Raw genomic sequence first — 22,632 nt, 5'->3', positions numbered from 1 at the left:
CTATTCATTCCTTCCTTTTACCTAAAACTTGCGGAAATCTGCCAAGAGTATTTCTTACTCTTCGCGCGGATCGATCGTCTTGACAGCGTCAGCGAAGCGGCCCTTCGTGCTCGTGTTGGCTTTGATAGCTTCGTTAGCATCTTTGCCGGCACGGACAGCTTCCATGACTTTGCCAAGCTGAACAACTTCGTAGCCGATTACGCGGTTCTCTTTGTCGAGACCGAGTTTCGTAACATAGCCTTCAGCGAGTTCGAGGTAACGCGGACCTTTCTTGAGCGTGCTGTAGAGCGTACCCGTCTGGCTGCGCAGACCTTTACCAAGGTCATCGAGACCAGCGCCGATTGGCAGACCATCATCGGAGAATGCAGTCTGGGAACGGCCATAAGCAATCTGCAGGAAGAGTTCGCGCATAGCGGTGTTGATGGCATCGCAGACGAGGTCCGTGTTCAGAGCCTCGAGAACCGTGAGACCCGGCAGGATCTCAGCAGCCATAGCTGCGGAATGCGTCATGCCCGAGCAGCCGATCGTCTCAACGAGGGCTTCCTGGATGATGCCGTCTTTGACGTTGAGCGTCAGTTTGCAGGCACCCTGCTGCGGAGCGCACCAGCCGATACCATGAGTCAGGCCGCTGATATCCTGTACATTCTTGGATTTAACCCATTTGCCTTCCTCTGGAATCGGAGCAGCGCCATGATGTACTTCCTGCGCTACGCATGCCATGTCTTCCACTTTCTGTGAATAAGCAATCATTGTTCGTATTCCTCTCTTTTCTAAAATATAATACTGAGGTGCAACCTTTAAACAAGCGCCCGTAAGGGGCTAGCATGGGAAATTGCCACCGCACCTGCGGCGGCCTTCCCCCCGCATACGCACCCTTGCTCAAGGGATGCTGCCTCTGACCTGCGGATAATTAAAGTTCGACGAGGTTTTTGCCCGTCATTTCGCTCGGGATCTCAACACCAGCCAGCGTCAACAGCGTCGGTGCGATATCGCAGAGAGCGCCGTCCTTGACGGATTTGACGCGGTCGGAAACCACGATGAACGGAACCGGATTCGTCGTATGCTTCGTGAACGGCTGGTCGTTATCATAGTCCATCATCTTGTCCGCATTGCCGTGGTCAGCCGTGATGCAGACCTCGCCACCGACTTCGCGGATGGCATCGACAAAACGGCCAACACACGTATCAACCGTCTCAACAGCCTTGACAACTGCCGGGAACACGCCCGTATGGCCGACCATGTCGCAGTTCGCATAGTTGAGGATGATGAAGTCGTACTTGCCGGACTTGATAGCCTCGACGACTTTATCCGTGACCTCGATAGCGCTCATCTCCGGCTGCAGGTCATACGTAGCAACCTTCGGGGACGGAACCAAGATGCGGTCCTCGCCCTTGTACGGCTCCTCGACGCCACCGTTGAAGAAGAACGTTACATGTGCGTACTTCTCCGTCTCAGCAATGCGCAGCTGCGTCATGCCCTGAGACTCGATGATTTCGCCCATAGTCTTCGTGATGGTTTCCGGCGGAAAAGCAACTTTGGCATTCATGCCATCCTCATAATGCGAGAACGTTGCAAACGGAATCTTGAGATTCTCGTCACGCTCGAAGCCATCAAACGTCTCATCGACGAAGATATGCGTGAGCTGGCGCGCACGGTCCGGACGGAAGTTGAAGAAGATAGCGCCATCGCCATTCTTCATACCCTCATAGCCCTTGATGACGCACGGTACAACGAACTCATCGTTAGCACCGTTGTCATAGCTGGCTTTGAGGCCTGCCACTGCCGAATCAGCACTTACACCTTCTGCATGAGCGATAGCCTCATAGGCCTTCTGCTCGCGATCCCAGTTGTGGTCGCGGTCCATTGCATAGTAGCGGCCGCTGATCGTAGCGATGCAGCCAACGCCGATTTCTTTGCATTTTGCCTCAAGTTCCTCGAGGAACGGCTGAGCGCTCTGCGGCGGAACATCACGGCCATCAAGGAAAGCATGGACATAGACTTCCTTGATGTCATTTTTCTTTGCCAGTTCAAGCAGGGCGTAGAGATGATCCTGATGGCTGTGGACACCACCTGGAGAAACAAGTCCCAGAAGATGCAGCGCACCATTGTTGGCCTTTACGCCATTGACAATATCGAGCAGGGCTTCGTTCTTGAAGAAGTCGCCATTCTTGATATCGCGCGTGATACGCGTGAGCTGCTGATAGATGATACGGCCAGCACCGATGTTGGTATGACCAACCTCGGAGTTGCCCATCTGGCCATCCGGCAGGCCGACGTATTCGCCCGATGCCTGCAGCTGGCTCGTCTTGTATTTTGCGAGCAGTCCATCGAGTACCGGCGTATTTGCTACCTGTACTGCATTGTTCTTGTCGCTTTTATCACCGAGGCCGCAGCCATCCATGATGATGAGTGCAACCGGTGCATTTTTGAGTTTTGCCATTTTAAGATACTACCCTTCTAAGAATCAGTAGTTAACGATCTGGCTGAAGTCCTGAGCCTTCAGGGATGCGCCACCTACGAGTGCGCCGTCAACGTTCGGCTGTTTCATGAGGTCTTTGATCGTAGCCGGTTTTACGCTGCCGCCATACTGGATGCGGATAGCGTCAGCTGCTTCCTGACCGAATTTCTTTGCAACAGCTTCGCGGATAGCTTTGCAGACTTCCTCAGCCTGCTCGAACGTAGCCGTTTTGCCCGTACCGATAGCCCAGATCGGCTCGTAAGCGATGACGAGTTTCGCAACTTCGGAAGCCTCAAAGCCTTCGAGAGCAGCATTAATCTGTGCAACGACATGGTCGATGTACGTGCCAGCTTCGCGAATCTCGAGGGACTCACCGCAGCAGATGATCGGCGTGATGCCAGCAGCAAAAGCAGCACGAGCGCGTTTGTTTACACCCTCATCCGTCTCGCCGAAGTAATCACGGCGCTCGCTGTGACCAAGAACAACATAGTCAACGCCGATTTCGTTCAGCATGCCCGTGGAGATTTCGCCCGTGAAAGCACCATTTGCTTCCCAGTGAACGTTCTGCGCACCAACATGGATGTTCGTGCCTTTGACAGCAGCAGCGACGGAGGACAGAGCCGTAGCCGTCGGGCAGACAACAACGTCAACCGTTGCGTCTTTGACCAGCGGAGCCAGAGCCTTTACGAGCTCAACGCCCTGTGCAATCGTGTTGTTCATTTTCCAGTTACCAGCAATAATCGGAGTTCTAGCCATTATATAAAAGCCTCCCTAATCAATCAGTCATTATTTATCAGCGATAGCTGCAATGCCCGGCATCTCTTTGCCCTCGAGGAACTCGAGCGTAGCGCCGCCACCCGTGGATACGTGGGAAATCTTGTCCGTCAGGCCCGTCTTCTTCAGTGCAGCAACGGAGTCACCACCGCCAACGATGGAGATAGCGCCCTCTTCCGTAGCTTTGGCAACAGCCTCAGCAACAGCCAGCGTACCTTTGGCAAAAGCATCGAACTCGAATACGCCCATCGGTCCATTCCAGACAACCGTCTTAGCGCCTTTGAGAGCTTCGACATATTTCTCAGACGTCTTCACGCCGGAGTCAAGAGCCTGCCAGCCCTCAGGAACTTTATCGACATCAACCGTCTGCGTGTTGGCATCTGCTGCGAACTTGTCAGCGATCACGAGGTCAACCGGCAGGATAACCTCAACGCCCTTCTCCTCAGCTTTCTTGAGGAGGTCACGAGCGAGATCGTATTTGTCCGGCTCGCAGAGCGAGTTGCCGATTGGCAGGCCTTTAGCTGCATCGAAAGTATGAGCCATACCGCCGCCAATGATGATTTTGTCGACTTTCTCAATCATGTTGTTGATGACACCGATCTTATCGGAAACCTTAGCACCGCCGATGATAGCAACGAACGGACGCTGCGGAGCCTCAAGGGTCTTGCCGATGTAGTTGATCTCTTTTTCCATCAGGAAGCCAGCGACAACCTCGACATACTGAGCGATGCCAGCGTTGGATGCATGGCCGCGGTGGGAAACACCGAAAGCATCGTCAACAGCGATATCAGCGAGGGAAGCGAGCTGTTTTGCAAATTCCGGATCGTTCTTCTTCTCAGCTTTGTGATAACGGAGGTTCTCAAGCAGCAGGACTTCGCCCGGTTTCAGATCAGCAGCTGCCTTCTCAGCCTCAGCGCCAACGCAGTCCGAAGCCCATTTAACCTCTTTGCCGAGGAGCTCGGACAGATGTGCAACGAGGTGCTTCGTGGAGAACTGCGGCTCACGAGCCTCGCTCGGACGACCGATGTGGCAAGCCAGGATTACAGCAGCGCCATTGTCGAGCAGATAGTTGATGGTCGGCAGCGTGCGGACCATGCGCGTATCATTCGTGATGTTCTGGTTCTCATCGAACGGAACGTTATAATCGACGCGGACAAATACTTTTTTGCCTTTTACGTCAATGTCCTTGATGGTTTTCTTATCCATGTTGAAACCTCCAAAATAATCTTTACATGATAAAAATTTGAGGTCCGGCCCAAGTTTTAGGCCGGACCTCAAAAGATCTTCGTTTTATTCAGTTACGAATCAAACAATTAGCCGAGCTCAGCGAAGTATTTGATCGTGCGAACCATCTGGCTCGTGTAGCTGTTCTCGTTGTCGTACCAGGAAACAACCTGAACCTGCGTGCCACCCTCGACCGGGTTAACCATCGTCTGCGTAGCATCGAACAGGGAACCGAAACGCATGCCAACGATATCGCTGGATACGATCTCATCCGTGTTGTAACCGAAGGATTCCGTAGCCTGAGCCTTCATAGCCTCGTTAACCTGCTCAACGGAAACGCTGCCTTTAACAACAGCATTGAGGATCGTCGTGGAGCCCGTCGGGGTCGGAACGCGCTGTGCAGCACCGATCAGTTTGCCTTTGAGTTCCGGAATTACGAGGCCGATAGCTTTAGCAGCACCCGTGGAGTTCGGAACGATGTTGCAAGCTGCTGCGCGGCTGCGGCGGAGGTCGCCTTTACGCTGCGGGCCATCAAGAGTCATCTGGTCGCCCGTGTAAGCGTGAATCGTGCACATGATACCGCTCTGGATCGGAGCGAGGTCGTTCAGTGCTTTAGCCATCGGAGCAAGGCAGTTCGTCGTGCAGGAAGCAGCGGAGATAACCTTGTCCTCTTTCGTCAGCGTCGTGTGGTTAACGTTGTATACGATCGTCGGGAGGTCGTTACCAGCCGGAGCGGAGATAACAACTTTCTTAGCGCCTGCAGCCAGATGTGCAGAAGCTTTCTCTTTGGAAGTGTAGAAACCAGTGCACTCAAGAACAACGTCAACATCATGTTTAGCCCAAGGAATGTCTTTTGCATCCTTCTGAGCGTAGATCATGATCTCTTTGCCGTTGACTTTGATGCTGTTTTCGCCAGCCTCAACCGTATCAGCATATTTGTACTTACCCTGCGTGGAATCGTACTTGAGCAGGTGTGCGAGCATTTTCGGGCTCGTGAGGTCGTTGATTGCAACAACTTCATAACCCTCAGCGTCGAACATCTGACGGAATGCGAGACGGCCGATGCGGCCAAAACCATTGATAGCTACTTTTACTGCCATTTGAAAAATACCCCCTAAATTCTTTAGAAGTTCAGTTCTTACAGGTCTAATAATACAATAAGCAAAGCCAAAATGTCAATGTTTTTATCATAAATTCTACCAATTATTCCATGAACTGATGATGTTGTTTTCTGACTTTTCTGCATGAATACCTAACAATAGCCTTTCGTTTTCCCTGCTGCGCTAAACACAGATAAACAATAGGAATACCGTTAAAACACAAAAACAGTGACAAGCAAATCAGCTTGTCACTGTTTAACATGATGTATAAATATTATTTATGCGTCTTGTGACTCTTCATCATCCATCTTCTCAAGCTCCAGCAGTGCCTGCACATAAATCGCACATTCGAGACGTTTTTTCTGGATCTCGCAGCCAACCTCATACGGCTTGCGGATATCATTGTGGAAAAGATCCGCATTGGCATGACAACCGCCCGAGCAGAAGAAACGCGACCAGCACTCGCTGCACTTCTCCTTGTTGAGCACATGGCTCTCACGGAAGTACTGGCTTGTCTCCTTGTCCGTGATGCCCGTATCCACCGTACCGATTTTGTATTTCTCACGGCCAACAAACTGATGGCACGGATAGAGATCGCCATTTTCCGCCACAGCTACATACTCATGGCCGGCGCCGCAGCCCGACAAGCGCTTAGCCACACATGGACCATTCGACAGATCCATATTGAAGTGGAAGAAGAAGAAGCCCTTGCCCTCGCGATGACGCTTCATATAAGCTTCCGTCAGGCGATCGTACTCCTCGCGGATGCGCGGCAAATCCTCCTCCGTAAAGCCCAGCGGGCTATCCTTGAGGACCACCGGCTCCATCGACAGGATATTGAAGCCTTCATCGTTCATCGACAGTACATCTTTCGTGAAGTCCATATTCTTCTTCGTATAAGTACCGCGCAGGTACGTATAGACGCCACGATAGTCGTAGTCACCACCCTTGCGGCTCGCGAGGCATTTCTTGAAATTGGCAATTGCGCGGTCATAGCTTCCCTGGCCGCCGGCCAGTGGACGCATGGCATCATGGACTTCCTTGCGGCCATCGAGCGAGAGCACCAATGCAAAGTCATTATCGTTGAGCCATTTGATATTCTCATCATTGAGCAGGATACCGTTCGTCGTCATCGTGAGCTTGAACTTCTTGCCTGTCTCTTTTTCCCGCTGACGCGCATACTCCGTCACAGCCTTAACCGTCTTCATATTCATAAGCGGCTCGCCGCCGAAGAAATCCATCTCAAGGTGCTTTCTAGGACCGCTGGCTTTAATGAGGTAATCAACAGCCTTCTTGCCTACCTCCGGTGTCATGATAGCGCGCTCCTGGCCATAGCTGCCGCCATCGCCGAAGCAATACTTACAGCGCAGGTTGCAATCCTGCGCAATCATCAAACAGATAGACTTTACAAGTCCCGTCTGCTTGAACGTCGGCGGCACATCGATATCTGGTGCAAACAGTTCGCCGGCATCCATCAGCGCATGCAGCTCCGACAGCGCCTCATCGACCTCTGCCTGCGGATACTCGCCAGCCATAGCCGCACGTACCGCATCGTCATTCGTTCCATCAAACGTGTCCATCATGTCGTAAATCATCTTATCGATGACATGCACCGCGCCACTGTTGATGTCGAGCAGGATAAAGGTTCCATTCTGCTCAAATTTATGGATTCTTGCTTTCATTCTGTTTCCCGTTCTCCTTAATCAATACTACTATATAAAATAAATGGAAAGGATTCATAAGAAAAAGCCTTCCCGGTAAAGGGAAGGCTCCAATGCGATACTTATTTCTCGCAAACCTGATTGCCGACCGTGCAGGAAGTCTTGCATGCGGACTGGCAGGAAGCCTGGCACTCGCCGCAGCCGCCCGTCTTGAGCGTAGCCTGCATTTTCGGCTTGTTGACCGTCTTGATGTGTTTCATCATTAGCCCTCCTATCAAAATAGAATCTCATTCTATTATATCGTCTTTTCAATGGCAGTACAAGGAATTATTTCTGACAAGGCTCAGGCAGCCGGCCACAGAACGTCACAACTTGCAGCCCCAAGGCCTCGGCAAAATCCCAGGCTGCTGCAAAATGCGCACCGATGGCATCCGCTGTATGAGCATCAGAACCCAGCGTCACCCGCCGGCCGCCCAGCTCACGGTAACGCGCATAGACCGGTGCTAATTCCTTGAGCGCGCGGCGGCTGCCGAGCCGCCGCGTATTGAGCTCGAGTACCGTATCCGTCTCGACAACAGCCTGCAGTACCGCATCGATATCCTCAGCAAAACTGCCATAGGCAATCTCCGGATCATCATATGGTGCATAGCGTGCGATGTAATCGATATGAGCCAGCACATCGATAAATGTATGCGTACGCACATTTTCCGCCATGCTTTGATAATATCTATGATAGAACTCTGCCTTGGAAAGATTTCCATAAGCTTCTTTATAATATATATCCTTGCCGTCTACCATATGCGTCGCACCGATGACAAGATCGAACGGCAGCCACTCCGTAAACGCGCGGCTGCGGTCACATGTTGACGGCTGCATGCCGACCTCAACCCCAAGCCGCAGGCAGCTGCCACGCAACGGCTCATACGCCTGCCAGTATTCGTCGGGATTGAATGTAAAATCGATATCCCCCGGATAATCAAGGTCAAGATGCTCGGTAAACACGAGTCCCAGGCCAAGCCGTTTCGCAGCCGCCATTGCGTCCTGCGCCTTCATCTGCGAGTCTCCCGAAAATTCCGTGTGACTGTGACTATCAAACAGCATCCGTCCTCAGCCTTCTTTCTGCGCGGCTATATACGCCGCCTGCAAAGCCTTGGCCAGCTGGTCAGGACACGACGTCATGCGATTGTTGCAGGTGTTGCCAGCAAAACGCTGGATGACAAAATCAATATCCATTCCCTCGACAAGTTTGGCAATCCCCTTGAGGTTGCCATTGCAGCCACCCTCAAAGGCCACTTTCTTGATCATCTTGCCGTCAAGCTCCACCGTAATCTTGCGGGAACACGTCCCCTTTGTTGTATATTCATAGACGCTCATAGGATTTTCTCCTTTCATTCTCTTGCTGTTTTTCTCTATCTTACTGAAAACCACTTATATTTTCAATCGCTAGTCATTATTTTTTCGATTTCCATAAAAATTTATTGGTAAAATTGTCCTATATGGGCTATACTATAATAAGTTTAATAAATGATTAGAGGGTTTTCTGCATGGATACCAAAAGTCACCCAATACCAACTACATTTGACAGTGATGTATTCTCGGCCTTAGAGAAATTCGACCGCCGGGTTTATTTCCGCTGGGACCTGACTACGGACGTGCTGGAACTCCACGGGCCGGCACATCCCAATTCGTACGATATCGCACCACGGATAGCGCCAGCATCAACCATCCTTTGGCATTCAGGGCTCTTGCACCAAGAGGATGCAACGATTCTCCGTGTCTATCTCAACACGATCTTTTGCCACCATATCCACCGCCCAAAGGGAAGCTGCAATCATATCTGCAAGCTCCGGCTGCGCGGCAATGGCTGCCATGAATACATCTGGTCGGAAATCCACCTGATTACCTATTTTGATGGCTTCATGCCTGTCGTCGCATATGGCAATATCCGCAATATCCAGGCACAAAAGCTATGGCAGCAGCGCATCGAGCGCGAGGCCGCGCACGATCAGCTCACGGGGCTCCTCAACAAGGATGCCACCCGCCTGCGTATCACCAAACATCTTGCCAGCCTGTCTCCCGATATCGATCAGGAAGCACTCCTGATCATCGATGCGGACGGCTTCAAGGAAATCAACGACAGCTTTGGTCACCTCTTCGGCGATGCTGTGCTCACCGATATGGGCAATGCCATCATGCACAATTTCCGCCAGTCCGATATCAAAGGCCGGATAGGCGGCGATGAATTTCTCGTGCTGTTCCGTAATATATCAGATCCCGAGATACTGCACGACCGCTGCCAGTCGTTGATTCGCCAGCTCGAACGCCGCTACAAGAACGGCCAGCAAGAGCTGCCTTTTTCCATCAGCATCGGCGTTGCTCAGTATCCCCAGCATGGTACGACCTATCAAGAGCTATTCAAGCATGCCGACCGGGCACTCTATGAATCAAAAAATCTTGGTAAGAACCAGTATACCATCTACCGCAGCAGCCTGCTCGGTCAGGCCTCGGTCACCAGCCATCGCACGCCAAAAGATTTTGAGGACTTCCAGCAAAAGGCCTTCAAAGACAACATGATTGAATTCATCTTCAAGCTGCTCTATGAGACAAATAGCCCAGATGCAACCATTTCGATTTCACTGGGCATGTTCGGTAAACTATTCAATCTTGACCGCGTCGGCCTCGATCTCTATGATCCCGACACGAATCAATATACAACCGCCTATGAATGGCTGAGCCCTAACGGTATCTCGCTGAAATCCTCCGAGCGCGCAGATGATACCTTCGACAGCATCAGCATGCGCAATACACTCATACTCTCGGGCTATAAGGCCACGTCCTACGGTGTCATGTCCATCTGCGAAGATACTTCAAAAGCTGCCGACAGGTACCAGCCCGCTATGGCGGCGCTCCATCTCGGTGCTTTTGCCCACTGCATGATCACCCACGGCTCTGACACACTTGGCTGCATCGGCTTTGAATACAGCCGGCCACATACAATCGACGATGAATGCCGCCATGCTCTCAGCGTCTTTGCTGTCATCCTTGGCAACATCCTGCTGACCTCTTACTCTGACGACAAGCTGCGGCAGCAGAACATGCAGTTGCGCAGCCTGCTCGATCACATGCAGGAAATGATTTACGTCGTTGACAAAATCACGATGTCGCCCATCTACTTCAACCGGAGCATCCGTCAGGCACTCCCTGATGTCAATGCGGGCCATCCCTGCTATCAAGTATTGCACAAGCGCAGCACACCTTGTCCGGGCTGCCCCGTTCTGCAGCTCTCCGGCGAAGGCAGCGAGTACATTCAATGCGACCTCAGCAACTGGGACAAGGACCGCCCGACATGCACCCGGGCCTGCAATCTCCATATCGACAAAGTCGACGATACCCGGCCGCTGGCGCTCGTCATCCAGGAGCCCATCTGAGACGAGACAGACAAGGAGCTGGGAAACACAGGCAACTGCCGCCTGCGTTTCCCAGCTCCTTTGCTATTCTCCAAAACGGATATCGTTATTTCTTGCTGAACGCATAGATCTTGACCATCAGGAATGTCACGGGCACGCTTATCAAGGCCGCAAGCACGAAACTCACGACAGGCGGAAAGCCCAGCCAGTTATACAGCACCAGCACGGAGACGTTCTCGATGATTGCATTGCCGACATACGAGAGCGCGAACCGGAAATACTGGAGCAGCTGCGGCCGCGTCGGGAAAATCAGCCAGCAGTTCAGCAGGTATGCCAGAATATTGCTCATGACATAGCCGATGTTGAAGGCGATATTGGCATCCTCGATGCCATACTGCATGAGGACAGCCGCAAACAAGCTGCAGTCCAGCGTATTGACGACGCCCACGACGACAAACAGGATAAACTCCTTTGTCCAGAATTCCTTTTTCAGTTTGTCGGTCATTTGCCCCATGTCCACGTTCTCCATCCTTCTCCCCGCTATCCAAAGTCCTTTCTATTATACCCTGCCCCGCGAGAAAAAGCATCCCTGTCCCATAAATTTTCCTGCGTGCTATAATGGAACTATATCCAGCACAAAGTGAGGCTTTGCTTATGTTTTCATCATTTCCTATCTGGAGGAAGAATCTGTTCATCTGCTGCGCCGCATCGTTCATCGTCTCCATCGGCATGAGCCAGATGGCACCGATCCTGCCGCTCTATATCGCAGAACTAGGCGTCGATGATCCCGCTGATGTCGCGCGCTGGGCAGGCATTGTCTTTGGCTGCAACTTCATCAGCCTAGCCATATTCTCGCCCATCTGGGGACGGCTCTCCGACCGCTTCGGCCGCAAGCCGATGATCCTGCGCGCCTCAGGCTGGCTCGGGCTCATCATGATTGGCATGGGCTTTGCGCAGAGTGTCTGGCACCTCGTGATCCTGCGGCTGCTGCAGGGCTGCCTCAGTGGCTTCCAAGCCGCCGTAATCCCGCTGCTCGCCCAGGAAACACCGAAAAAGCATTCCGGTTGGGCCATGGGCATGTTCTTCACAGCGCAGGTATCCGGCGGCCTGATGGGCCCGATTTTCGGCGGCTGGCTCAGCGAAGTCATCGGCTTCCGCAGCTCCTTTCTGTTCATCGGCACCTGCTGTCTGCTCGGTTTCCTCGCGTTGACGCAGGTACAGGAGACAAAAAAAGCCGCCCGCGCCGAAAGCGCTGACAGCTCTCTTCCCTCGTTCCGCGATTTGCCGCAACGCGGCATTATCCTCGGCGTATTCCTGACCACGGTGCTGCTGCACTTCTCGCTGACCTGCGTCGCCCCCCTCTTAACCGTTTACGTACAGGAAATCGCCGGCAACATCGACCACCTCGCCATCGTCTCTGGCGCCGTCTTCTCCGCCGCCGGCTTTGCGAGCATGCTGTTCGCCTCGCGCCTTGGCAGGCTCGCCGACTGCATCGGCTCAGAACGCATCCTGTTCGCCTGCCTGCTGCTCTCGGGCCTCGTATCCATCCCCCAGGGATTCGTCACCGCCCCCTGGCAGCTCGGCGTCCTGCGCTTCTTCCACGGCATCGCCATCGCCGGTCTCATGCCCGCGACCAACAACCTCATCCGCCAGCTCGCGCCCCCAGCTCTGATGGGCCGCATCTTCGGCTTCAATCAGTCCGCCCAATTCATCGGCATGTTCAGCGGCGCCTTCTTCGGCGGCCAGCTAGCCGCCCAGATCGGCATCCGCAACCTCTTCCTACTGGTCGCAGCACTGCTGATTGTAAATGCTATTTGGTGTAAACTCACGATAAAGAGATAATTGTATCTTTATGCTTTCATTACCTCAGTGTGCTGAACTTATGTTGCCATCCCTTTCCGCATCATTTCATGAAGATACTGTACTACGCCGACCCAGTTGTTGGGATGGATCATATCGATTTGCTGCGGGTCATGACAGCGGGCCAGGTAGTATTCTAGCAGGCGCGGATAGTTACTCAGTGCGGCTTCTTTTACGTATAACAGGATATTCTGCTTATACTCTGTTTTTATCTCGGCTTCGCCCCAGATCTGTGGGCGGATGCAGTCAAGGCACACGTAGTTTTCCGCAGCAAACAGATTGGCCCAGTAGGACTGCCACTGTTCATTGATATGGTTGGTGCCGCCCTGCAAGGGCACTGCCGCCGAGAAGAACACCATATCCGAGAGCATGGTCAAATCATGGATAAAACTCAGGGCACGCTCGGCCGAAAGATGCTCAGCCACCTCTAAGCTAACCGCTAAATCGAACCGTTCGTCGCCACTCGCTATCGATTCATGTTCCAGGTCTGCCTCGACAAACTCTTTCGCATCAATATAAAGCATGTCCTTTTGGACATAGCTGCCATCGACACCAGCGACCTCAGCGCCATGCTGCTTGAAAACCGCCAGCCAGGTACCAAGGCCGCAGCCTACATCGACTACGGATTTCGGCTTTGGTACATAGCGGAAGAGTTTCGGTATCGTAAGCTCAGCCGAACGATAGGAGCCGTCTTTTTGCGTCCGGTAGAAGTTTTCATCATAAGGAGTTTTATCCGCCATATTCGCCCTCCTATCAGGATTCACGCAGGATTTTCGCATCCTGACTGCCATCACGGTAAAGCAGGATATTGCCATTCCAAAAATGCACGCCTTCCATAACACCGCATGCTTCCAGATTCTTTTTGACCTTTTCGTAATCTTCCTGCTTAATAAAGAAGATAATGACCTCGTTTGGTTCCAAACGCAGGCCTTTTTTATTAAAGTCCTTGAGGGTATAGAACTTCTCTTTTTCCTTAAGCATCAACATCTTGGTGAGCTTGTCCTTCTCGCTCTCTTCGCCAATGACGATGCGATGCATCCCCGCAATGAAGTTGGCATAAGTGAGCATCAAGGAACGGTTCGCCTGATGGATATTGCGCGCAAGATTGCCGAGAAAATCCGCATTGCACCACGGCGTCTTGGTAAAATACGTCAGGAATAACCGATGATAGTTATTGACCGCATCTATCGCATAGCGCTGACCCGCATAATGATAGATACATTCTCCCACGTTTTCGCGTTTCTGGGCCATCTCCCAGCTTACCAGCGTATTGTACTTATCCGGTAGCAAACGGCAATCTTTCCCCATGAAATAATTGAGGATGTCCTGATCAGGATAATCCACCAATTCATTTTTCTTGAGGAATTCTGCTCCCCGTTCCATTAATTGGTCTTCCTGACGGAATTTTTCCATATCGATGAGCAATACACCTGAATTAAAATAACGTTCCTCAGGATATAGCCCCTTCTCTACCATCCGGCTAAAATGGCCTTCCTGTATAACCTTATCTGGTACCGCTGCAAGACCATTTTGGCCAGTTTTCTCTCCCCAAAGCTCAGCAATGTCCAAATTCACGATAGTATCGGCATCAAGATAGATTACCCGATTTACATTGGGCAGCGCTTCGCCCATTACCAAACGATACCAAATAGCCAGACTAACCCCAGGTTTAAGATATGACTTCATCCATTCATTATTAGCTTCCAATTCCTCAAAACGTTTTTTGAACAACCGTTCAAAGTCATAGAATACAATCTGCTGACCATAGCTGCGCACCAGCTGCATCAGCATCCGACGGTTATCCGTAGACAGCGTATAGTCATGCAGGAAATGCACCGTCACCCATTCCTTGGTATTCTCAAAAATGGAGCACATTGATGCCCCCACGTATTTGGTATAATTGCCCTTCTTATCGGAAACGGCATAACAGACATGTATCATCGACATCCACCTCACATCACCATGAAAATACGATATTCATCCAACAGACGCGATGGATGCGGGATGACGATGGACTTGCCATCGATATAGTCTTCCCATTCCTGCCAGCCTGCCGCCTCGAGTTTTTCTTTCCACTCGGGGAAATCATTCAGGAAGAACACATAGACATGCGTGCCAAGGTCATAGGGAAGGTTAAGCGCCGTACTGCCCTCCTCCATCACCACATAGGGCTCATCATCAGCCAGCATAAACATTTCCCGCAGTTTCGCCTCATCTTTCGCGAGTCCGACAAAGACCCGCTTGCGCCGCGCCCAGGCCGCCGATGCCTTGCGGTTGCGCTCCACGCATTTCTCGAGCTCCCCTGCCAGGATATTGCGCGTAACCGCATAGCTCTTGCAGAGAAATTCCGCATCACACCACGGCGTCTTGACAAAAGCCTCATAGAAAATCCGGTCGCGCGGCTCTTCGAAATTATAGCGCAACGTGCGGCCCATATAATGATAGATGCCCTCAACTGGCTCGGGGCTGCCCCACTCCCTATCCCACGACTGCAGGATATTGTAGTTCCACGGCAAATGCAGAAAATCACGGGCAAAAAAATAGTTCAGGATATCCTGATCGAAGAAGCGGCACTCCTCCTCGTGCTGGACGATAAAGCGCAGCCCCGGCAGCAGGATTCCGCCCATATCGCGCATCTTCTCCAAATCCATCAGGAGTACGCCCGAGTTGAAACAGGTGTCAAAATCCGTCCAGCTATTCTTGAACAGATACAGCCGCTCATCGATTGACCGGTCAATCTGCTTCTGATAATGCTCCATCAGGGTGCGCTCGGTCACGGCCCCTAGCGGATTGCCATCGAGGAACACTTCCCAGAATTTGCGGATGTCCATGTTGACAATCGTATCAGCATCGAGATAGATCAGCCGTTTCACATCACGGGGCAGAACGATGGGAGCTAGCAGACGGTAAAGCGCCGCAGGGGTATAGTAATCGGTATCAACAGCCCGCCGGAATATTTCCCGGGCCTCCGCCAACAAATCTCTGCATTTCTCCGCCACGTTATAGAAAAAAATCTGCTGGCCATACTCGCGCACCAGCTTGATAAAATTCGCACGGTTCTTCTCGGTCAGCGTATCGTCATGCAAAAGGTGTATTGTCACCCAGGCATCGGTGTGCTCAAATAGCGAGCATATCGACGCCCCGATATATTTGCTGTACGTACCATTTTTATCCGTCATCGCATAGGCCACATGCACCATGCGCGCATCATCGCCAATCCGTTTCCGTTCCATTACACCCACCCCATCTATAACATCTATAAATATTCATTTATATAGTTTGCCATCGGCTCTAAAAATCCTTCCTTGAAACATAAAAGGAGCCGTATCGGTCACTTGATACGGCATTGACTGGGTTATTTTTTAGATGAACGCGGATACGCAAAAAGCCCCCAGTCGGGACTGCGGTCCTTCTGGGGGCTTCTAAAGCGAATTCGCTCTTTATTGCAACAGGCTCAGTACATTCGAACTGCTCTGGTTGGCTTGGGCCAGCATAGCCTGTGCGGCTTGCATGAGGATGTTGTTCTTGGTGTATTCGGTCATTTCTTTGGCCATGTTGGCATCGCGCATGGTGGATTCGGATGCCTGAACGTTTTCACTCGATATCACGAGATTCGAGGAGGTCATCTCGAGGCGAGCCTCAATCGAGCCAATATCCGTCTGCTGGTCGAGGGCCTTCTGGATGGCATTGTCGAGGACATTGACGGCGGCATTAGCCTGTTTCTGGGTGCCAACGCCAAGCGTGATGCCCGTCGAGCTCTTAAGGCCAAGAGCCTCGGAGCGCATATCGGTAAGGCCGATGCGGATAGTCTGGTTGGCTTTCGTGCCAACCTGCAGATTGATGGCATTATCGTTGGACTTATTGAAGGCTCGTACCGACTCGGTAAAGTTATCGAGAACCGAGTTGACGGACTTCTTAACCTGTCCTTTGGAGTCCTTGACACTAAAGGTAATCCCCGACAGCTGGTATTGAAGACCTGCCGAACCCGAGGAAATCGTAATGGCATTTTCGCGATTGGCGGTATAGACCGTATCGCCAGAGGCACCGATGCCGACTACATTGCCCGTATCAACTGAAAGTTTATAAGGAATCAATTCACCAACCGAATCTGCCAGAGTCGATGCCGCGGTACTAAGGGCAACGGTAAGGGTTGAACGTGCTACCGCAACAGCAGAATTCTTTACTGTTAATGCTGATACCTCCGAAGATGCCCTAACAGCAGCCGCCGATGCTTCCGTAGATGTATAATTAGACAACGATGTTGAATATAATGTTGATGCAGATATATAATTCGAATTATATGTAGAACCAGCTCCATGCTGCATCTGCGTATTAGCCTCATCTGGCGTAAATCCTCGATTGACATACGATTGATATACAGAATCATACAACGACTTATAATAAATCGCATTCGTCGATGCAGAATTCATCGTACTCAAGGTGTTTTGGATACTACCATTATAGTTGGCAGTAGCATTCGTAAGCGCAGTACTATATGTACTATTCGCCACCCCTACTGAACTATTATAGGTAGAATTAGCCGCCGTTGTCGATGCATCATACTGTGCATAGGCCGCCCGCATCATTGGATTGTTGCGCGTATAGGGTTCGCTGGCATCCTGCAAAGCACTATCCAGCGTTGTCGTATCCGTAATATCGACATCAAAGCTGTAGGTCTCCCCCTGGATGACATAGGAAATCGTCAGCGTATCCGTCGTCTGGATATTGAGACTCTCGCCATTGCGGTTCTGCAAATCGACGATTCTTGTCGCCCCCAACGTATCCTTATGCAGGCTCTGATTCGTCATAGACGTCTTAGTTGCCGTACCCTCGGTCATCTTCGAACCATCCACCAAACTCTTACCGTTATAGGTAACATTGGCATTGTCATCGATCTGGTCGATGGACTGGTCGATTTCCTTCTGGATAGTCGCGCGATCCGCGTCCGTATTGCTATCGTTGGCCGCATTGATTGCTTTTTCCTTCATCGTGCGCAGGATATCGACCGTAGAGCTCACAGCCCCCTCCGCGACCTTCATCAGGCTCACGCCATTCTGCGTATTGGCATCCGCCTGGTCCAGCGAACGCACCATGACCCGCATACGCTCAGAAATCGCATAGCCCGAAGCATCATCGGCGGCCGAATTGATTTTCATGCCGCTCGATACCTTTTGTAAACTTTTTGCCAATGCCGAAGAATTCTTGTTCAGTGTCCCTAAGGTTTGCACCGCCGACATGTTATTCTTAACCACCATTGCCATTATCGACACATCCTCCCTGATGAGCAGTCTGCCGACTACCTAGTCACATCCTCATGATAGCCCCGTCCATACCGTCCCTGTGGTTCCTCGAGGCTCATATACCCTTACCTCAAAGGGCGGTGGAAGCCCCCGCCCTCTACTGACAGATATTTCTAATCTATATATCGTCAAAAAGTCCGCTGCCCTTAATAGCCAGCGTAAACTTTCCTAGTTATATTTTACTATAAAATACGATATAAGAAAAGATACTACGAATCTATAATCGGATAGCTTCTTTCTCTACTGCAATAAACGCAGCACACCCGAACTATTCTGATTGGCCTGTGCGAGCATAGACTGCGAGGCCTGGGCCAATACATTTGCCTTAGTGTAGCCGGTCATCTCTTTTGCCATATTCGCATCGCGGACGGTAGACTCCGAGGCGACTGTTCCCTCGCGCTGCGCCACGATATTCTCTTCCGTCATTTTGAGCCGCATATTCTGTGCGCCCACCAGACAGTTCGCCCCGATAAGATAATTCAGCGCCTTATCCAACAGCCCCTCTTCATCCTTGGTGATATGTTTGCCACTGCGGGTAGTTCCTGCCCGATTGCCCAATAACTCCTCACGGCTCTTGCTGGTCATCACGTTGAAATCCGTCCAATTCTGCGAACCGGGCTCATAGCCAAAGAGATGGTCCAACGTGGTCTGAGGAATCTTCAAATGGATATTCATGCTCGCATGATCGGTATGATGAATAATCAAATCCTTAGCATAAATCTTGCGCTCGCCGATTTCCACATTGTCCCAAACACCATCAGCAATCTTGGCACCACCGACATTATAAGTATCGTCCCATTGGTATTCGTAGAAAAGATTGCCGCTTGCATCCTTTCCATAGCGCAAGTAATCATCAGTAAGCCGCCGCTCATCATAAATAATCAATTTATCGCCGTCAGCCACCAACCGCATAAAGTGGTTCAAATCCGGGTCGTCCCCCGTAAGCTCCGGCGTTGCCTGTTCATAAATGGCCTGTACTAACGATGATGCGTCTGTCACATTTGAGACATTGATATAAATATGTTTGATATCCTCGCCATTCGGGTCAGACTCCGGACGTGGCCCCTCTGGTAAATCCTCGGTAATGAAATGGAAATTAAACACCTGATTGTCACAACTTGCGCAATAAGCACGAAAGCCTTTATTATTGAGGAAGTCCGGTATAGAAAGATTCGGATTTTTGGTAAACCACTTGCCGTAGTCTAGCGTGTAAGAACGCAGCTGGCCTTGGGCTAAAAATAAATTCTCTCTATTCCCCAGGGTTCCCCCTTCTGAAGCTTTAAATTTTATACCAAGGGTTTGACCATTACTGTCCTTCGCCTCTTCCACGCGTTTTTCCCTATAATCATATATATCCATACGACTGACAATCATTTCTGCAAAGGCTTTTCCAATAGACATTCCACCTGCGACATAACTGCGTAAAGTATCTAAATCAAAAACTTTTGATCTATTTATTGTATACATTCCCTCCACCGGATTCGTAGAGGCAGAATCCACAAATTCAAAATAAGTATACCTTGAATCAGCTGCCCAATGCGTTCCAAAATACGCCTGCATCGCCTCTGTTCCGCCCCCCGTAAATGCTATGGCTTTTCCTTTTAAGTCATCAATCAAATCTTCCACATCATTATAGCCAGAAACATCCACCGTTGCATATGCATAGGTTGTTGTATTTGCTCCTGTGAGCGGACTTGTCGCTAAAAATTCATATGTTTTCGCAGAAATGCCATCTTCCACATAATAAGAATTTCCCCGTACGCCTTCTTGATTCGCCGTAAGGGTCAAATTTCCATTCTCCATCGACGCCGTAAGCTTACCATACCTAAAGGTTCCCACATAATCAACCCCAACAGTAAGAACACCATTGGGAGGTACCGACGCAGTAGGCCTGCTATTGCCCGAAACAAACTTCATCAATTGTAGTGAGTCATGACCAGTATTGATATGTATCGTAATTCCTGTATCAGCTGATAATCCCGTCAATTCAAATTTAGCGCTTGTTGCCGGCTGGAGTGGTGATGCATCCTGGTCTGTCCCACCACCTGATTTATCTCTTCCTCCACTAAAATTCTGTGGACTAGTAAAAATCCCCGTCGGGGCAGCGGCAGCTACCGTTGCATTATATCCAGTGTATGCCTCCCCTGATATCTGCATCGCGCTAATTAAATAGTTCGCTCCATTAGCATCAACACCATGCCCTTTCACACTAGGAATTGCTCCCTGTATAGTTGTCAGCACATCCTCCACCGAATTACACGCACTAATGTCAATTTCAATGACCCCTGTACCGGAATACTCAATGAGGTAATCCGTAATAGCACCACGATATTCATTTGTACTGCTCGGCGTTTTTGTCAAAACATAGCTATACGCTGCAGTATTGAATGATACACCATCAAAAGAATCTACTGAAGTAAACGAACTATCCAATGTATAGGTATTGTCTACACCGCCTGTAAACTGAATCGTTGGCGAAAATCCAATACTAGCTAATGATGTTTGCTCCAGCTTCGCAGGTTGGAACAAATCAAATGGCCCCGTAATGCCATTGAGAGTTGGATAGACGTTGGGAATTACGTTTATCATATTCATGGCGTCACTGCCCTCGAGGAGCGACGAGTTGCTTTTGAGCACCCAGCTGCGGACGGTTTCCTCTACGCTATCGCCTACGAGCAGACGGACGCCGTTGTAGTTGGTCTCCTGCGCAATGTCTTCGATTTGCTGATAGGCGTGATTGATTTCTTTCTGGATGGTCGCACGATCGACATCCGTGTTCGTATCGTTATCCGCATCGATGACCTTCTGCTTGATGGTCTTCATAAGTTCTATCTGTGACTGGATAGCTCCCTCGGCGACATTCAAAAGGGCCTGGCCATTTTGAACATTTTGCTCATCTTGATCAAGCGCACGAATCCGTACCCGCATCCGCTCAGAAATCGAATAGCCCGACGCATCGTCGCCGGCACTGGTTATGCGTTCTCCTAAGGCGAGTTTCTTGAGCTGCTTGGCTCCCTTGCTGATGTTTTTGTTCAATTCACCCAACGTCATCATGGACGCACTATTGTTGTTGATAATCATAGCCGCTCATCCTTTGAAGCTATTTTTACAGACACCTCTATTATATTATCGTATTTTTTCGCGAAATAATAAATATCGCTATCAAAAAAAGCCTCCCCAATGGGAAGGCTTTTGCCTCATCCGCCCCTTACGGGCACCTTCCCCAAAAGGGAAGGCTTTATTCTTTTTCTAACGATGGCACTTTCGCCACGATGACGGCCATGACAATGGCAAGGCAGGCAAGGGATGCGCCGAGGCCGATCCAGCCGTTTGCGGTGATGCCGCCGACGGCGTAGCCGATAAGGCAGCAGGCAGCCACCGTCAGCACATAAGCCAGCTGCGTATCGACGTGGTCGATATGGTGGCACTGAGCACCGGCCGACGCGAGTATCGTCGTATCGGAAATCGGCGAAGCATGGTCGCCGCCGACAGCGCCAGAAAGGATTGCTGCCACGCAGACCACGAGCATATTCGGGTCAGCACCGACAACTGCCACGGCAATCGGGATCAGGATGCCAAACGTGCCCCAGGATGTGCCTGTCGCAAAGGCCAGGCCCATGGCCACGAGGAAGAAAATCGGCGGCAGGAACATAATCAGCGATGCATGGGCGCTGACGATACCGCCGACAAAACCACCGAGGTTCAGATACTTGTCACTGCAAATGCCCGAAAGCGTCCACGCCAGGCACAGGATGAAGATAGCCGGCGTCATGGCCTTGAAGCCCCAGCCGAAGCTGTCACAGAATGCATTGAACGTGATGACACGGCGCGGCAGGTACAGCAGCCCCGTAAAGACAAAGGCAATGAACGAGCCGAGGACCAGCGATTTCGACGAATCGCAATCTGCAAAGGCATCGGCAATGCTCTTGCCCTCATGGATGCCGCCCGTATAGAGCATGCCGTAGACGCAGGCCGCAATCAGGACGATGAGGGGCAGCAGCAGATCGATGATTTTGCCATTGCCTTCCTCTTCATGCTTGATGCCCGTCGTGTCCTGATACTCTTTCGGGATTACGAAGTTCTCATTGCTCTCGCGGACACTCTTGGCCATCGTACCATAGTCACGGCCCGTCCAGATGATGAAGACCATGAACAGCAGCGTCAGCCAGGCATAGAGATTGAACGGGATTGTCTGCAGGAACAGCGAGAACCCGTCGATGTCGCTGCCCTCCGGCAGCGAGGAGCCGACAGCAGCGGCCCAGCTCGATACTGGGGCGATGATGCAGATTGGTGCCGCCGTCGCATCGATGATATACGCGAGTTTCGTGCGCGCAATCTTGAACTTATCCGTCACCGGACGCATGACCGTACCAACGGTCAGACAGTTGAAATAATCGTCGATGAAGATGACCAGTCCCAAAAGCGCCGTGACCAGCGAGGCACTGCGCTTGCCGCGGATCGAACGCGCAGCCCACTCACCATAGGCGCGCGTCGCGCCGCTGCGCGTGATGGCTGCGACCAGGATGCCGAGGATAACGAGGAACACGAGGATATTGACGTTGCTGCCGACCTTATCGGCCATGACGGCAAACATCGTCAGGATCGACTCGATGATGTTGCCCCCCGTGAAGAACATCGCACCCGAAAAGATGCCGATGATCAGGGACATGTATACTTCTTTTGTCCAGAGCGCCAGCGCAATCGTAATCAGTGGCGGCAGTACGGACCAGACGGATTCTGCCATGAACATAACCTACTTTCTGTTATACTTGTACATTTACAACATTACAATGCTTTGCTTGTTATTTTTCACGTGTACTATTGTATAACATTTTTTGCATAGTAGCA

18 protein-coding genes and 2 pseudogenes are annotated in these 22,632 nt (G+C 51.1%); 2 read left to right on the top strand and 18 right to left on the bottom strand.

Features of this window, described 5'->3' with window-relative positions; all coding sequences use genetic code 11:
• Nucleotides 1-54: 54 nt before the first annotated feature.
• From BM181_RS05335 to BM181_RS05295, 9 genes are all read right to left on the bottom strand, one after another.
• Nucleotides 55-750 (bottom strand): iron-sulfur cluster assembly scaffold protein, encoded by a 696-nt coding sequence (locus tag BM181_RS05335; RefSeq protein ID WP_081342189.1) that lies wholly within the window; start codon nt 748-750, stop codon nt 55-57.
• Nucleotides 751-910: 160 nt separating this feature from the next.
• Entirely contained in the window at nt 911-2,440 is a 1,530-nt protein-coding gene (gene gpmI, locus BM181_RS05330; protein ID WP_075442767.1) for a 2,3-bisphosphoglycerate-independent phosphoglycerate mutase, read from the bottom strand.
• Between the two features lie 24 nt (nt 2,441-2,464).
• Nucleotides 2,465-3,214 carry a triose-phosphate isomerase gene (tpiA, locus tag BM181_RS05325; RefSeq protein WP_075442766.1) on the bottom strand — a complete coding sequence of 250 codons (750 nt, stop codon included), beginning with the start codon at nt 3,212-3,214 and terminating at the stop codon, nt 2,465-2,467.
• A 30-nt stretch (nt 3,215-3,244) separates the two neighbouring features.
• Complete coding sequence (locus BM181_RS05320; RefSeq protein WP_075442765.1) at nt 3,245-4,438, bottom strand: phosphoglycerate kinase; 1,194 nt, start codon at nt 4,436-4,438, stop codon at nt 3,245-3,247.
• 107 nt (nt 4,439-4,545) lie between these two features.
• A complete protein-coding gene (gap, locus tag BM181_RS05315; RefSeq protein WP_075442764.1) occupies nt 4,546-5,556 on the bottom strand; it encodes a type I glyceraldehyde-3-phosphate dehydrogenase in 1,011 nt (336 codons plus the stop codon).
• A 278-nt stretch (nt 5,557-5,834) separates the two neighbouring features.
• Nucleotides 5,835-7,238 carry a thioether cross-link-forming SCIFF peptide maturase gene (gene scfB, locus BM181_RS05310; RefSeq protein WP_075442763.1) on the bottom strand — a complete coding sequence of 468 codons (1,404 nt, stop codon included), beginning with the start codon at nt 7,236-7,238 and terminating at the stop codon, nt 5,835-5,837.
• Nucleotides 7,239-7,339: 101 nt separating this feature from the next.
• Nucleotides 7,340-7,477 carry a six-cysteine ranthipeptide SCIFF gene (gene scfA, locus BM181_RS05305; protein ID WP_075429106.1) on the bottom strand — a complete coding sequence of 46 codons (138 nt, stop codon included), beginning with the start codon at nt 7,475-7,477 and terminating at the stop codon, nt 7,340-7,342.
• A 67-nt stretch (nt 7,478-7,544) separates the two neighbouring features.
• A complete protein-coding gene (locus BM181_RS05300) occupies nt 7,545-8,318 on the bottom strand; it encodes a histidinol-phosphatase HisJ family protein (RefSeq protein WP_075442762.1) in 774 nt (257 codons plus the stop codon).
• 6 nt (nt 8,319-8,324) lie between these two features.
• Nucleotides 8,325-8,591: a TIGR03905 family TSCPD domain-containing protein gene (locus BM181_RS05295; RefSeq protein ID WP_075442761.1), complete on the bottom strand. Its 267-nt coding sequence runs from the start codon at nt 8,589-8,591 to the stop codon at nt 8,325-8,327.
• A gap of 170 nt (nt 8,592-8,761) precedes the next feature.
• Between BM181_RS05295 and BM181_RS05290 the strand changes: the two genes are divergently transcribed.
• Nucleotides 8,762-10,645: a sensor domain-containing diguanylate cyclase gene (locus BM181_RS05290; RefSeq protein ID WP_075442760.1), complete on the top strand. Its 1,884-nt coding sequence runs from the start codon at nt 8,762-8,764 to the stop codon at nt 10,643-10,645.
• Between the two features lie 85 nt (nt 10,646-10,730).
• Here the strand turns inward: BM181_RS05290 and BM181_RS05285 are convergent, their stop codons facing one another.
• Nucleotides 10,731-11,153 carry a GtrA family protein gene (locus BM181_RS05285; RefSeq protein WP_256211301.1) on the bottom strand — a complete coding sequence of 141 codons (423 nt, stop codon included), beginning with the start codon at nt 11,151-11,153 and terminating at the stop codon, nt 10,731-10,733.
• 89 nt (nt 11,154-11,242) lie between these two features.
• Here BM181_RS05285 and BM181_RS05280 point away from each other — a divergent pair, with 89 nt between their 5' ends.
• Nucleotides 11,243-12,466: an MFS transporter gene (locus BM181_RS05280; protein WP_256211300.1), complete on the top strand. Its 1,224-nt coding sequence runs from the start codon at nt 11,243-11,245 to the stop codon at nt 12,464-12,466.
• A 38-nt stretch (nt 12,467-12,504) separates the two neighbouring features.
• Here the strand turns inward: BM181_RS05280 and BM181_RS05275 are convergent, their stop codons facing one another.
• The 8 genes and pseudogenes from BM181_RS05275 to BM181_RS05245 form a co-directional block, all read right to left on the bottom strand.
• On the bottom strand, nt 12,505-13,224 hold the full coding sequence (locus BM181_RS05275) for a class I SAM-dependent methyltransferase (protein ID WP_075442758.1): 720 nt from the start codon (nt 13,222-13,224) through the stop codon (nt 12,505-12,507).
• A gap of 13 nt (nt 13,225-13,237) precedes the next feature.
• Nucleotides 13,238-14,425 (bottom strand): glycosyltransferase family 8 protein, encoded by a 1,188-nt coding sequence (locus BM181_RS05270; RefSeq protein WP_075442757.1) that lies wholly within the window; start codon nt 14,423-14,425, stop codon nt 13,238-13,240.
• Nucleotides 14,426-14,436: 11 nt separating this feature from the next.
• Nucleotides 14,437-15,717, bottom strand: a complete 1,281-nt coding sequence (locus tag BM181_RS05265) for a glycosyltransferase family 8 protein (RefSeq protein ID WP_075442756.1) — start codon at nt 15,715-15,717, stop codon at nt 14,437-14,439.
• A 207-nt stretch (nt 15,718-15,924) separates the two neighbouring features.
• Entirely contained in the window at nt 15,925-16,269 is a 345-nt protein-coding gene (locus tag BM181_RS15730) for a flagellin (RefSeq protein WP_231473926.1), read from the bottom strand.
• 846 nt (nt 16,270-17,115) lie between these two features.
• Nucleotides 17,116-17,745 (bottom strand): annotated as a pseudogene (locus BM181_RS15725) (flagellin); the annotation flags it as partial.
• A 279-nt stretch (nt 17,746-18,024) separates the two neighbouring features.
• Nucleotides 18,025-18,369, bottom strand: coding sequence for a flagellin (locus BM181_RS15515; RefSeq protein ID WP_256211302.1), 345 nt, complete (start codon nt 18,367-18,369; stop codon nt 18,025-18,027).
• A 2,094-nt stretch (nt 18,370-20,463) separates the two neighbouring features.
• A pseudogene (locus BM181_RS15090) lies at nt 20,464-20,865 on the bottom strand (flagellin); the annotation flags it as partial.
• A gap of 157 nt (nt 20,866-21,022) precedes the next feature.
• The gene (locus BM181_RS05245; protein ID WP_075442791.1) at nt 21,023-22,528 is read right to left on the bottom strand and encodes a Na+/H+ antiporter NhaC family protein; all 1,506 of its coding nucleotides are present in this window, start codon (nt 22,526-22,528) and stop codon (nt 21,023-21,025) included.
• Nucleotides 22,529-22,632 lie beyond the last annotated feature (104 nt).

Origin of the sequence: Pseudoselenomonas ruminantium (assembly GCF_900113715.1) — a bacterium.
Classification (GTDB): Bacteria; Bacillota; Negativicutes; order Selenomonadales; family Selenomonadaceae; genus Selenomonas_A; species Selenomonas_A caprae.
The sequence above is the reverse complement of the archived record's forward strand: the minus strand, read 5'-3'. Positions and strand labels throughout refer to the sequence as shown.